General features: G+C 65.0%; 12 protein-coding genes. 5 read left to right on the top strand and 7 right to left on the bottom strand.

The features are described from left to right. Positions 1-23: 23 nt before the first annotated feature. On the bottom strand, positions 24-1,808 hold the full coding sequence (locus JQ572_RS05640) for an acyl-CoA dehydrogenase family protein (protein ID WP_211381955.1): 1,785 nt from the start codon (positions 1,806-1,808) through the stop codon (positions 24-26). Between the two features lie 222 nt (positions 1,809-2,030). On the opposite strand from JQ572_RS05640, the gene JQ572_RS05645 reads away from it, so the two are divergent. Together JQ572_RS05645 and JQ572_RS05650 are read left to right on the top strand one after the other, a co-directional pair. Then, the gene (locus JQ572_RS05645; protein ID WP_211381956.1) at positions 2,031-2,732 is read left to right on the top strand and encodes an SDR family NAD(P)-dependent oxidoreductase; all 702 of its coding nucleotides are present in this window, start codon (positions 2,031-2,033) and stop codon (positions 2,730-2,732) included. 115 nt (positions 2,733-2,847) lie between these two features. Continuing rightward, complete coding sequence (locus JQ572_RS05650; RefSeq protein ID WP_211381957.1) at positions 2,848-3,678, top strand: enoyl-CoA hydratase; 831 nt, start codon at positions 2,848-2,850, stop codon at positions 3,676-3,678. Between the two features lie 63 nt (positions 3,679-3,741). Here the strand turns inward: JQ572_RS05650 and JQ572_RS05655 are convergent, their stop codons facing one another. Beyond that, positions 3,742-4,365: a GNAT family N-acetyltransferase gene (locus JQ572_RS05655; RefSeq protein ID WP_211381958.1), complete on the bottom strand. Its 624-nt coding sequence runs from the start codon at positions 4,363-4,365 to the stop codon at positions 3,742-3,744. 80 nt (positions 4,366-4,445) lie between these two features. After that, positions 4,446-4,649: a DUF1127 domain-containing protein gene (locus JQ572_RS05660; RefSeq protein ID WP_211381959.1), complete on the bottom strand. Its 204-nt coding sequence runs from the start codon at positions 4,647-4,649 to the stop codon at positions 4,446-4,448. 110 nt (positions 4,650-4,759) lie between these two features. On the opposite strand from JQ572_RS05660, the gene JQ572_RS05665 reads away from it, so the two are divergent. Both JQ572_RS05665 and tcuC read left to right on the top strand, forming a co-directional pair. Beyond that, on the top strand, positions 4,760-5,659 hold the full coding sequence (locus JQ572_RS05665; protein ID WP_211381960.1) for a transcriptional regulator GcvA: 900 nt from the start codon (positions 4,760-4,762) through the stop codon (positions 5,657-5,659). 143 nt (positions 5,660-5,802) lie between these two features. Then, the gene (gene tcuC / locus JQ572_RS05670) at positions 5,803-7,128 is read left to right on the top strand and encodes an MFS transporter (protein WP_211381961.1); all 1,326 of its coding nucleotides are present in this window, start codon (positions 5,803-5,805) and stop codon (positions 7,126-7,128) included. A gap of 66 nt (positions 7,129-7,194) precedes the next feature. Here tcuC and JQ572_RS05675 read toward each other — a convergent pair whose 3' ends face one another. From JQ572_RS05675 to JQ572_RS05685, 3 genes are read right to left on the bottom strand one after another with little or no spacing between them, the layout of a single operon-like run. Beyond that, positions 7,195-7,608 (bottom strand): Rieske (2Fe-2S) protein, encoded by a 414-nt coding sequence (locus tag JQ572_RS05675; RefSeq protein ID WP_211381962.1) that lies wholly within the window; start codon positions 7,606-7,608, stop codon positions 7,195-7,197. A 13-nt stretch (positions 7,609-7,621) separates the two neighbouring features. Next, a complete protein-coding gene (locus JQ572_RS05680; RefSeq protein WP_211381963.1) occupies positions 7,622-8,731 on the bottom strand; it encodes an amidohydrolase family protein in 1,110 nt (369 codons plus the stop codon). A 24-nt stretch (positions 8,732-8,755) separates the two neighbouring features. After that, the gene (locus tag JQ572_RS05685; RefSeq protein ID WP_211381964.1) at positions 8,756-9,814 is read right to left on the bottom strand and encodes an amidohydrolase family protein; all 1,059 of its coding nucleotides are present in this window, start codon (positions 9,812-9,814) and stop codon (positions 8,756-8,758) included. Between the two features lie 168 nt (positions 9,815-9,982). On the opposite strand from JQ572_RS05685, the gene JQ572_RS05690 reads away from it, so the two are divergent. Beyond that, positions 9,983-10,465 (top strand): CinA family protein, encoded by a 483-nt coding sequence (locus JQ572_RS05690; protein ID WP_211381965.1) that lies wholly within the window; start codon positions 9,983-9,985, stop codon positions 10,463-10,465. Between the two features lie 67 nt (positions 10,466-10,532). Here the strand turns inward: JQ572_RS05690 and JQ572_RS05695 are convergent, their stop codons facing one another. After that, positions 10,533-12,005, bottom strand: coding sequence for an amidase (locus JQ572_RS05695; protein WP_211381966.1), 1,473 nt, complete (start codon positions 12,003-12,005; stop codon positions 10,533-10,535). Positions 12,006-12,030 lie beyond the last annotated feature (25 nt).

The following is a 12,030-nucleotide window of genomic DNA, read 5'->3' on the forward strand; positions in this document are numbered from 1 at the left end:
TTGGTTAGATCGTGGAGTGCAGCCTACGCTGCCAGAACCAGTTCGCCAACCTCGCTCATGCCGGCATCGCGCTCGCCGAGCAGCAGTGCCGCGATCTTCGCTTGCACCGCATTTTCCGTCAGCCGGAACGGATCGCTCGGCGACACCCGATGATCGATCACCAGACGCGACAGCAGCAGCCGGCGCGCATCGCCGCGCATGTCGTGGATGCGATGCGCCTCCCAGGCAAGCGCGACCGCGCTTGCGACATGGTAGAGCAGGCTGGTGGCGCGCCGCGCATCGGCCTCGTTGTCGGCCTTGCCCGCCACCTCGCGCGCAAAGCCGACTGCGCGATCGACGAGACCGCGCAGACGGTCGCGCCAGGCTTGCGGCACGGAGGCACTGTCGTCGAGCCGGGCATGCAGATCGGCCGCGAGCGCGGATTCGGCGCCGTGACGGCCGACCGCGCGCCGCAGCGCATCGATCGCGACGATGTTGCCGGTGCCTTCCCAGACCGAGCCGAGATGCGCATCGCGCAGCAGCCGCGCCGTCGCGAATTCCTCGATATAGCCGATGCCGCCGCGCATCTCGAGCGCATCGCCGCAGACCTTTCGCGCATCGCGCGTGGCGCGGAATTTCAGGGTCGGCGTCAGGATGCGCAGCAGCGCCGCCGCGTCCTGGCTGCCGCCCTCGGCGCGGTCGAGCGCGTCGGCCGTGAGGAAGCTCATCGACAGCGCCTGCTCGACCGGCAGCATGATCTTCAACATCTGCCTTCGGCCGAGCGGCAGGTCGATGATGCGGTTGCCGAACACCACACGGTTCATCGCCACGGTCATCGCGTCGTGGTAGGCCCGACGCATCAGCGCGGTGGATTTGACCCCGTTGGAGAGCCGCGACGAGTTCACCATCTCGGCCATCTGCACAAAGCCGCGGTCGAGCTTGCCGACCGCATAGGCGATCGCGCCTTCGAGCTTGATCTCGCCCGAGGCCATCGAGCGCGTGCCGAGCTTGTCCTTGAGGCGCACGATCCGGTAGTGATTCTGCGAACCGTCGTCGAGGAAGCGCGGCATCAGGAACAGGCCGACGCCGCGCGTGCCGGGGCCGGCGCCTTCGGGGCGCGCCAGCAGCATCACGACCTTGGCGTCGGCGTTCGAGCAGAACCATTTCTCGCCGTGGAGGCGCCAATGGTCACCCTCCTGCACCGCGCGCGTGGTCAGGGTGCCGACGTCGGAGCCGCCTTCCTTCTCGGTCATGAACTGACCGCCCTGCGTCAGCTTGCTCATGTCGGTCTGGGTCAGGCCGTCGAGATATTTTGCCTTCAGCGCCTCGCTGCCGAAATTCGCCAGCAGCTTTGCGCAGCCGTCGGTGACGTTGATCGGGCAGCCCATGCCGAATTCGGTCTGGTTGAACAGGAAGGTGAAAGCGTGCTTGGCGACGACGGGATATTTGTCCGGCCAGCCCATGATGCCCTTGCGGATCGAGAGCGCGTGGATGCCGAACTCGCCGAACGCGGCGTTCTCCAATTCACGATAAGCGGGGTGGTATTCGATCCACTGCACGTCGCGGCCGAACTTGTCGCGCTGGTGCAGCACCGGCGTGTGATGATCGGCGAGCCGCGCACACTCGTCGAGACGGCCGCCGGCGAGCTCGCCGAGTCGATCGAGATGCGGCTCGATGTGACGGAACAGCGCCTCCGGCAGATGGATGCGCAAGAGGTCGGTGAGTGCCGGATCGGCGCGATAGAAATTCATGCCGCTGGTATCGGGCGCTAGCAGTCCGGATGGTGCGGCCGCGACGTGTTTTGGCTGCGCTGGGACCGGCTTCTGCATGATCGTCCTCTTCGTTTCCGCCCGACGGCAATTCTTAACGCTTGCCGCTTGGGATGATGTCGATCATGCTCCAGTCGCGAAAGCGGATAAAGCCGCAAATTGTCGGGGAGGCATGATCGCCGTGAGGGAGCAATTCGCTCTGCGGAATTGTGATCGTCCCGGCTGGTTGTCCGCTCGGCGGATGCATAGATCAGCGGCTTCCCGTCTCCGAGAGATCAGGCCATGGAACACCCGAAATACAAGATCGCCCTCATCGTCGGCGCTGGCGAGGGCTTGAGCGCCTCGCTGGCGCGGCTGCTGTCCGCTCAAGGCATCCGCGTCGCACTGGCCGCGCGAAAGATCGAGAAGCTTGGCGCGCTCTGCAGCGAGACCGGCGCCAAGGCCTATGCCTGCAACGCCACCGAGCCTGAGGAGGTCGAGCGCCTGTTCGGCCTGGTCGAGCGCGAGATCGGCACGCCCGACCTCGTCGTCTACAATGCCAGCGGCCGCGCGCGCGGGCCGTTCGTAGACCTCGTTCCGGCCGACGTCGCGAATGCGATCGCGGTCAGCGGCTACGGCGGCTTCCTGGTGGCGCAGCAGGCGGCCAAGCGCATGCTGCCGAACAAGCACGGCGCGATCCTGTTCACCGGCGCCTCCGCCAGCGTCAAGGGTTATGCGCAGTCGGCACCGTTCGCTATGGGCAAATTCGCGCTGCGCGGCCTCGCACAGAGCATGGCGCGCGAATTGTCGCCGCAGGGCATTCATGTCGCGCATTTCGTCATCGACGGCGGCATCAAGAGCACGACGCGCACAGAGCCTGCCGACAAGCCGGACTCGATGCTCGATCCCGACGCGATCGCGGAGAGCTATTGGAACGTGCTGCAACAGCCGCGCAGCGCCTGGAGCTGGGAGCTTGAGCTGCGGCCGTGGGTTGAGAAGTTTTAAACGGGCTGCCGAGGGTGGGCGAAGGCGCAGCGCGCCGTGCCCGCCTTCGCGAACACCGGATGCGGAAATGGTGGGTACGCTTCACTTTGCCCACCCGACAAGAGTAGGGAGCGATATGAGCACGGAAACCACCATCGACACCGGCACCAGCGAACTCCTCTGTGTCATCCGCGACCGCGTCGCGGTCATCACGCTGAATCGGCCGGAGGCGCGCAATTCGCTGTCGGACCTGCTGACGCCGGCGCTGCGCACCATGATCCGGACCTGCGGCGAGAACCCCAATGTCGGCGCGCTGCTGCTCACCGGCGCCGGCGAAGCGTTCTGCGCCGGCGGCAACGTCAAGGGCATGGGTGCGCATCGCGATCCGAAGAAGCTGGAGATGTCGCTCGAGGACCGCATCGCCGATCTCCAGGAGCGGCAGCGGCTGCTCACCGGCGCGCTGGTGTCGGTGCGCAAGCCGACCATCGCCGCGCTGCCGGGGCCGGCGGTCGGCGCGGGTCTCGCCATCGCCATGGCCTGCGACATCCGCATCGCCGCGCAATCGGCCTTCGTTGCCACCGGCTATGCCCGCATCGCGCTCAGCGGCGATTACGGCATCGCCTGGCTGTTGACGCGCCTCGTCGGCACAGCGCGGGCGCGCGAATTGATGTTCACCGGCGATCGGGTCGATGCCGCGCGTTGCGAGGCCATTGGCCTCGTCAATCGCGTCGTGCCTGATGACAAATTGCAGGCCGAGGCCTTCGCCCTGGCCAAGTCCCTCGCCGAAGGCCCGCGCCTCGCGCTGCGCTACATGAAGGACAATCTCGACGAGGCCCTCCAGTTCGACTTCGAGACCGCGCGCGACCATGAAGCCGAACGATTGATCCGCCTGACCACGACCGCCGATCACAAGGAAGCCGTGCAGGCCTTCATCGAGAAGCGCAAGGCGGTGTTCACGGGGAAGTAGGGCTTCGCGGCCTGCGTGAGCACAAAAAATGCCCGGCCCTGGAGGACCGGGCTTGCAGTGGTGTCAGACCGAGGCTGAGGGGCTTTCGGCCTGACGGGAAAGGGCGGCGAGCCGCCAGCTCGCACAGGGAATGTCCTTTGGCGCGACCGTGATGTCCTTGTCGAAACGCACCAGCTTCCAGTCGTCCGGATGGTTGACGAAAGCAAAGCCGGATTTGCGGGCGAGCGAGATCATGGCTTCATTGGAGCGCAGCGTGTCGCCGAACATCTGCTCGGCGCCAAGCGCGGCTGCGCGGCATTCAAGATTCTTCATCAGCACGGTGGCGATGCCGTGGCCCTGCCAGCGATCGTCGACCGACAGGCCGAACTCGAGCGTCGCGGTCTCCGCATGCAGCGCATAGCGCGCTTCCGCGACGATGGTCTCGAATCCGTCGACCATCATTGTCGCGACCACGGTAAACCGGTCGCGCTCGCCGATCTCGAGGAACTCGTGCAGCAGGCCCTTCGGCAGCTCGCTGATGGCGCCGAAGAAGCGGTTGTAGCGGGAGCGGGTCGTGAGCGAGCGGAAATAATGCTGAAGCTCGTCGGTATCGCGCGGCTCGACGAAACGAACGCTCACCGCCTCGCCGTGCCGGGTGCGCAGCGCGTCCGAATATTGCTTCAAATCTTCCAGGCGAAGGGTGCTCATGACACGTGCCCCAAAGAGGACCTAACGAAAGAGGGACCGCCGGCGCCCCTGTGATCAGGCGGCGCCGGCCTGGCGGCCAATCAGGCCCGCCAGAAGGGCTTGTCGGCCTCATAGGCGATGTCGGTCCAGGACAGGCCGACATCGTGCAGGTCGCGCGCCGTCCAATTGCTGAGCTCGCGACGGGTCCGGTAGCGCTCATGCCAGACGTGAATCGTCTCGCCGATCTGCTGGAGCAGACCGGCCGCATGATGATTTGTCATCGAATTCTGGGTCAAAGTAGACATTTTCAGCTCCTTGAGCTAAGTTGACCGCTAATATCTGCTTCTCAGTGCGCTGCGACAAACGACAATTTGTACCCTTTCGCATGAAATAACGTCATGCATCCTGCTGCCAGATGACTGCCAGATTGCCCTCCCTGAACGGATTGCGGGCCTTTGAGGCCGCGGCGCGCCATCTCAGCTTCACGCTGGCCGCGTCGGAGCTGAACGTGACCCAGACCGCAATCAGCCATCAGATCCGCAGGCTCGAGGAGGAGCTCGGCATCCGCCTGTTCGTCCGGCAGAACCGCGCGCTGCAGCTGACGCCGGAGGCGCGCGACTATTTGCCGGGCGTCCGTGCCGCCTTCAACGACCTTCGCCTCGCCACCGACCGCCTGCTGCGGAAGGAGGACGACAAGGTGCTGACCGTCTCGACGCTGGCCTCGCTCGCCGCAAAATGGCTGCTGCCGCGGCTGACCGATTTTCAGGAGCAGCATCCCGGCATCGACGTCCGGATCACCACCTCCACCAGTCTCGTCGACTTCCAGCGCGACAATGTCGATGCCGCGATCCGCTACGGCCGCGGCCAGTGGCCGGGCCTGCGCGCCGACTGGCTGATGGCGGACGAGCTGTTTCCGGTGTGCAGCCCATCCCTCCTGCGTGGCGACAAGCCGCTGCGCTGCCCCGAGGATCTCAAGAGCCACATGCTGCTGCACACCTCCAACGCCAACAGCGACGACTGGCGGCTATGGCTGACGGCGGCGGGCCAGCCGGTCGACATCGCCAGGCAGCCCGGCATCACCTTCGACATGATCTTCATGACGATCCAGGCCGCGATCGACGGTATCGGCGTGGCGATGGGGCGGACGTCCTACGTCCAGGACGACATTGCCAAGGGGCGACTGGTGGTCCCCTTCAAGATCGCGCTGCCCGCCGATGCCGGGTTCTACCTGGTCGCGCCGGAGGGCCGCCGCGCGGCGCCGAAGCTCGCCGCATTCCGTGACTGGATGATCGCTGCGACGCGGAATAAAGTCTGAAAAATCATCAGCTTCCGTGGCAAAATCGATTGACTCGCAGCGCCCCGCGCGAGAAGGGGTAGGACAGATTGTCGCAGCAACAATCCGTCGCCTGCCGTGAAGTCAGTTCCCGGTCCGGCCGCATCTTCAAGGGGAGTAATGTCATGGCTGGACCAGCAACCAATCCGCCCGAGATCAAGTCGCGCATCGGCGCGATCCTGCGCGCCACATCGGGCAATTTCCTCGAGCAGTTCGACTTCTTCCTGTTCGGCTTCTATGCCGCCGCCATCGGCAAGGCGTTCTTCCCCTCGACCAACGAAACTGCGTCACTGCTCAACACCTTCGGCGTGTTCTGGCTCGGCGCGCTGATGCGCCCTGTCGGCGCGATCGTGCTCGGGGCCTATATCGACCGCATCGGCCGCCGCCAGGGCCTGATCGTCACGCTCGGCATCATGGCTATCGGCACCGTCGTGATCGCCTTCTGTCCGAGCTACGCCACCATCGGGATCGCGGCGCCGGTCATCGTGCTGATCGGACGCCTGCTGCAGGGCTTCTCCGCCGGCGTCGAGCTCGGCGGCGTGTCGGTGTATCTCGCGGAAATCTCCACGCCCGGCAATCGCGGCTTCTACACCTCGTTCCAGTCGTCGAGCCAGCAGGTCGCGATCTTCGTGGCCTCGATCCTCGGCTTCATCCTGTCCGAGGTGATGCCGGCCGACATGGTGGCCGCCTGGGGCTGGCGCATTCCCTTCTTCGTCGGCTGCATGATCATTCCGCTGATCTTCTTCCTGCGCCGGACGCTCGAGGAGACGCCGGCGTTCCTGGCCATGAAGAAGCATCCGACGGCGAGCGAAGTGTTCGCCTCCGCGCTCGCCAACTGGCGCATCGTCCTCCTCGGCATGATGATCGCGATCCTGACGACGACGACGTTCTACTTCGTCACCGTGTACACGCCGACCTTCGGCAAGACCGTGCTGAAACTGTCGACGCAGGACGCGCTGCTGGTGACGCTGCTCGTCGCCGTGACCAATTTCTTCTGGAATCCGGTCGGCGGCGCATTGTCCGACCGCATCGGCCGCAAGCCGGTGCTGATCACCATCGCCTGCCTGTCGCTGGTCACCGCCTATCCGGCACTGCACTGGCTGGTGGCGGCGCCGAGCTTCGGCAAGCTGCTCGCGGTCGAGATGATGTTCTCGTTCTATTTCGGCGTCTACAGCGGCACCATGCTCGGTGCGCTGGTCGAGATCGTGCCGGCGCATGTGCGCACCACCTGCTTCTCGCTGGCGTTTGCGCTCGCGGCTGCGCTATTCGGCACCTTCACGCCATTCGCCTCGACCTTGCTGATCGAGCACACCGGCGACAAGGCCTCGCCCGGCTTCTGGCTGATGTTCGCGGCATTGCTCGGCATCATCGCGGCCTCGGTCGTCTATCGCGGCGGCGGCAGGGCGGTCCCGACGTATGATGCGGTGGTCGAGCCGGTCGCGGGACATTGATGGTCGCTTCGATCATCGTCGACCTTCACCCTCCCGCTCCAGGGAGGGTGTGAAACGTGCGGCTGGCTACAACTCCACCACCACGTAATCGCTCTCGACCCGCACCGTAACAGTCTCGGCGACATACGGCCCCCTCACCACGCTCGCACCCGGCTCGACATGGGCCGGGTACGCCTTCGCGCGGAAGCGGCGGGGATCGCAATAGGACTGGCCGGTGCGGATGTCGAACTCCCAGCCGTGCCAGGGGCAGCGGATGATCTCGCCGAGCCTGGTGTATTCGATCTCACCAGGGTCGCTGGATTGCGCGAGCCCGATCAGCGGGCCCTCGCACAGCGCCGCGCCCTGATGCGGGCAGCGGTTCATCAGGCCGAAATATTCGCCCTTGATGTTGAAGACCGCGATCGGCCGCCCGTCGATCTCCAGAAATTTTCGCGTGCCCGGCGGAAGCTCGTCGACGGGAGCGATGACGTGTCTTGCCATCAGGAACTTGCCATCAGGAAATGCCGTAGAGCTTCTTCGCATTGCCGAGATAAAACGCTTCGCGATTGGCTTCACTGACGCCCGCCGGCAGCACCCGCGACGGCTCGTCATAGTCCCAATGCGGATAGTCGGTCGCGAACAGCAGGCGGTCCCAGCCGATCCAATTGATGACGTCGAACAGATCCTCGCGCCGTTCCGGATCCTCCATCGGCTGCGTCGTCCACCACACCTGCTCGCGGATATATTCGGATGGCGGCCGTTTGACGTGCGGCACCTCGCTGCGCAGCCGCCGCCAGACCTTGTCGAGTCGCCACGCCAGCGACGGCGCCCAGCCGAAGCCGGCCTCGATCATCACCATCTTCAGTTTCGGGAAGCGCTCGAACACGCCCTCTAACACGAGGCTCGCCAGCGCGGATTGCTGGCACTGCGAATGGCCCACCATCTCCTCGATGTAATAGGAAGGCCAGCCCGACGGCGTGATCGGGTTGCCGCCGAAGCCGAAGGCGTGCACGCCGACGGGCAACCCCGCCTCTTCCGCGGCCTGATAGATCGGCCAGTAGCGGCGCTGGCCGAGCGGCTCGACGTTGCGGCTGAGCAGCAGCACCTGAACGAAATTCCTATCACCGGCGCGCTCGCGGATTTCGGCGGCGGCGGACAAGCCGTCCTCATTGCCGACGACAATGGACGCCTTCAGCCGCTTATCCTTGCTGGTCCATTTGTCGATCTGCCAGTCGTTGACCGCGGAGCACAGCGCCGCCGAGAGCTCGTGGTTGCGGATTCCCTGCCCGGTGTTGAGCGGATTGAGCACGCCCAGCTGTACGTTGTTGGGATCGAGCAGCTGCTTCTGCATGAAGGAGAGCGATGAGCCCTGCGGCCCGCCCTCCGGCGGATAGGCGTCGCGGCGCGAGGCGTTGGGCTGGGCCTTCGGGTAAGGCGGCCCTTCCATCATGCCCTGATAGGCATGGACGCCGTAGACTTCGAGATGATGCTGCCAGCGTTTGGCGAGATAGGGATAGAGCTCGGTGCGGGTCGCGCGGGCCGGATGGATGTCGCAGTCCGCGATCGCGGTTTTGACGGTCAGTGGGGAAGCAGCTTCGGTGCTCTCGCGGAACTGGATATTCATCGCCTTGCCTCCTTTGGCAGCGGGCTAAGTCAGGCGGGGGTAGGTGGCATGCGGATTATCGATCATGATCTTGCGCACGAGATCGGGGGTGAGGCCCTCGGGCAGCGCGTCCTGGCCGTCGAACTGCCAGTGCGGATAGTCGGTGGAGAATAGGACCAATTCGTCCGACTGCATATGATCAAACAGGCGAATTAATGTCGCTTGATCCGGCGGCGCATCAAATGGCTGTAACGAGAAGCGGATGTTGCTGCGCACAATCTCGAGCGGCGCGCGATCGACCCAGGGCGTCTCCATCCGCACCCCGCGCCAGAATTTGTGCAGGCGCCAGAGATAGGGGGAGATCCAGGAGACGCCGGATTCCAGCATCACCATTTTCAGCCGCGGATATTTGGCGAAAACGCCCTCGACGATCAGGCTGGTGAGCTGGGTCTGGAACGCCTGGGCCTGACCGACATAGTCCTCGATGTGGTAGGAACCCCATCCGACCGAGGTCGGCGGATTGTGATAGGCGGAACCGGCATGAATGCCGATTGGGAGCCCCAGCCGTTCCGCGGCCTCGTAGATCGGCCACAGCGCACGCTTGCCCAGCGGCGTGTCGCCCATCACCAGCATCAGCACCTGCACGAAGCGCCTGTCCGGCGCGCAGCGCTCGATCTCGGCAACGGCCTTGTCGATGCTCTGCGTGGGAATCACGATCGAGCCGCGCAGCCGCGGGTCGCGATCGAGCCACTCCTTGGCGAGCCAGTCGTTCAGCGCGCGGCAGAAGGCGGCTTGCAGGTCTTCCGAAAACACCATCTGCACGCCGTAGAGCGGATTGCAGATGGCATGCGTGAACTGGAAGGGATCGAGCACATGGCGCTGCATGTCTTCCAGGCTTTCGCCCGGCTTGCCGCTTTCAGGGCGCCAGTCGGGCCGCGTCGTGATCGGCGAGTTCTGCGGATAGGATTGCGAGACGAGGTCGACCATGCCGCGCGTCGTCACCTGATCGCGCCAATAGTCGTTCAGATAGGGCAGCAGGCTGGTCAGATGCGGCACGGCCGGATGCAGATCGCAATCCACCCCGCCGGCGATCAGGGACGCCATGACGTCTCCTTCACGTTTCCTCGTCACGTCTTGTCGTGGGCGGCGCTCGGTCGCTCCGTCTTGTGGCTGCATTCAAGCAGGCCTGCCCGCCGCCCGCAACTCGGCCAACGGCGCTGTCATATGCTAGGAAGGCTGAGCTCGGTTGCGAGGGAATGAGAGGTCAAAGGCATGAAAGAGCTCGTCGGCATCGCGGAACAGGTCGCAGGCAGACTGATCGCGCGCAAACAGACCATTGCCGTGGCGGAATCCTCGACCGGCGGCCTGATCTCGGCCAGCCTGCTCGCGGTGCCCGGCGCCTCCGCCTATTTCCTCGGCGGCGCGGTGGTTTACACCCGCGATGCCAGACGCGTGCTGATGGATATTTCGGACGACGGCATGAAGGGCTTTCGGTCCTCATCGGAGCCCTACGCGCAGCTGCTGGCCGAGCAGATGCGCAGCCGCTTCAACTGCGACTGGGGCCTGTCCGAGACCGGCGCGGCCGGTCCCACCGGCAACCGCTACGGCGATGCCGCAGGCCATAGCTGCATGGCGGTCGCCGGGCCCGCAGCGGAAGTGACGACGCTGGAGACGGGCAGCAACGACCGTTTCGCCAACATGCAGATATTTGCGGCGACAGCGCTGAAATTGCTGCTGAAGACCTTGGAGCGGTGACGTCGCGGCGCCCGCGAAGCATCAAGCCCGGATCCAGCAGATATATTGCGCCGTCATTGCCAAGGAACTAGTCATCAAACATCTTCGGCGGCACGAACCCGCCGAACTCGCGTTCGATCAGCCCGGCGAGTTTCAGCGGCGTTCGGTCCTCGAGGAACGGCCCGATGATCTGAACGCCGACCGGCAGGCCGTCCTTCGACAGGCCGAGCGGAACGGCCGTTGCCGGCAGGCCCGGAAGCGTCGCAATGCCGGGCCATGCGAGCTGGTCGGAATAGGGGTAGTCCTTGCCATCGATGTTGATGGTTCGCAAGCGCTGCTCCGGCGAATGATCATGCGGATAGGCTGGCGTCGGCATGATCGGGCAGATCACCGCGTCGAAGCTGCTGAACAGCGCGCGCCATTGTGCGCGTAGGCCGGCGCGACCGCCGGCGTCGAGCACCCAGGCACGGTGACTTGCAGTGATGCCGCGCAGCCGCTCCGCGCCAAGGCTCTGGTCCTCCGGCGACAATTGGCTCGCTCGGGATTGCGAATCCGCCAGCACGTCGGGAAGGAAGAACGCGCCGAGGAACCCGAGCAGCATGCGCATATAAAGCCGCGACGTGTCCGCAAAATCCGGCAGCAGCGCGCTCTCGCGCGCGACCGTCACGCCGGCCTTCGTGAGATCGGTTGCGAGCCTGTCGATCGCGCCGCGCACATCCCGGTCAGTCGGCAGCAATGGATGGCTTTCGATCACCAGGACGCGAAAATCCCGCAGCGACTGATGCCGTGCAACAGGCAGATCGAGTTTGTAGGCGACGCCGGCTTCGAGCGGATCGGGTCCAGCCATAACGTCGAGCAGCAAGGGCAGATCCGCTGCCGTGCGCGCCATTGGCCCGATGACGGCGAGATCGTTGTCGCGCGGAAGGGCTGGAAACGGAGGCGGCGTCTCGCCGCGTGCCGGGCAGAGATTGATGGTCGGCTTGTGAGCGAAGATGCCGCAATGAAAGGCCGGCACACGCAGGGAGCCGCCGATGTCGGAGCCGGTGGCGAGCGCACAATAGCCTGCCGCAAGGGCTGCCGAAGATCCCCCGGATGATCCTCCCGGCGTGCGGTCGAGATCATAGGGGTTGTTCGTGGTGCCGTAGATGTCGTTGTAGCTCTGCCAGTCGCCGAGGCCTACTGGGACGTTGGTCTTGCCGAGGATCACGCCGCCGGCCTGCTTGATGCGTGCCACCGGTAGCGCGTCTTCCACCGGCTTGAAATTCTTCTGCGGAACGAACCCCCAGGTCGTGGGCAGGCCGGCGACGTTGAAGGATTCCTTCACCGTGACGGGCAGGCCGAGCAGCGGCTTCCGTTCGCCGCGCGCCAATGCGGCGTCCGCTTCGCGCGCAGCACCGAGCGCTCGGTCGAAATCCCTGACGCAAATCGCGTTGACCTTGCCGTCGTGTCGTTCGATGCGTTCGATCGCATCCTGCGTGAGCTCTACCGCGGAGACCTTCTTCGCGGTCAGTGCCGCCGAAAGCTCGACCGCGCTCTTGAAACTCCATTCCGATTTGGCCACGGCATTCTCCCGCGCTTTGCTGGAC

It is taken from the genome of Bradyrhizobium sp. SZCCT0153 (assembly GCF_018129995.1).
Lineage (GTDB): Bacteria > Pseudomonadota > Alphaproteobacteria > Rhizobiales > Xanthobacteraceae > Bradyrhizobium > Bradyrhizobium japonicum_G.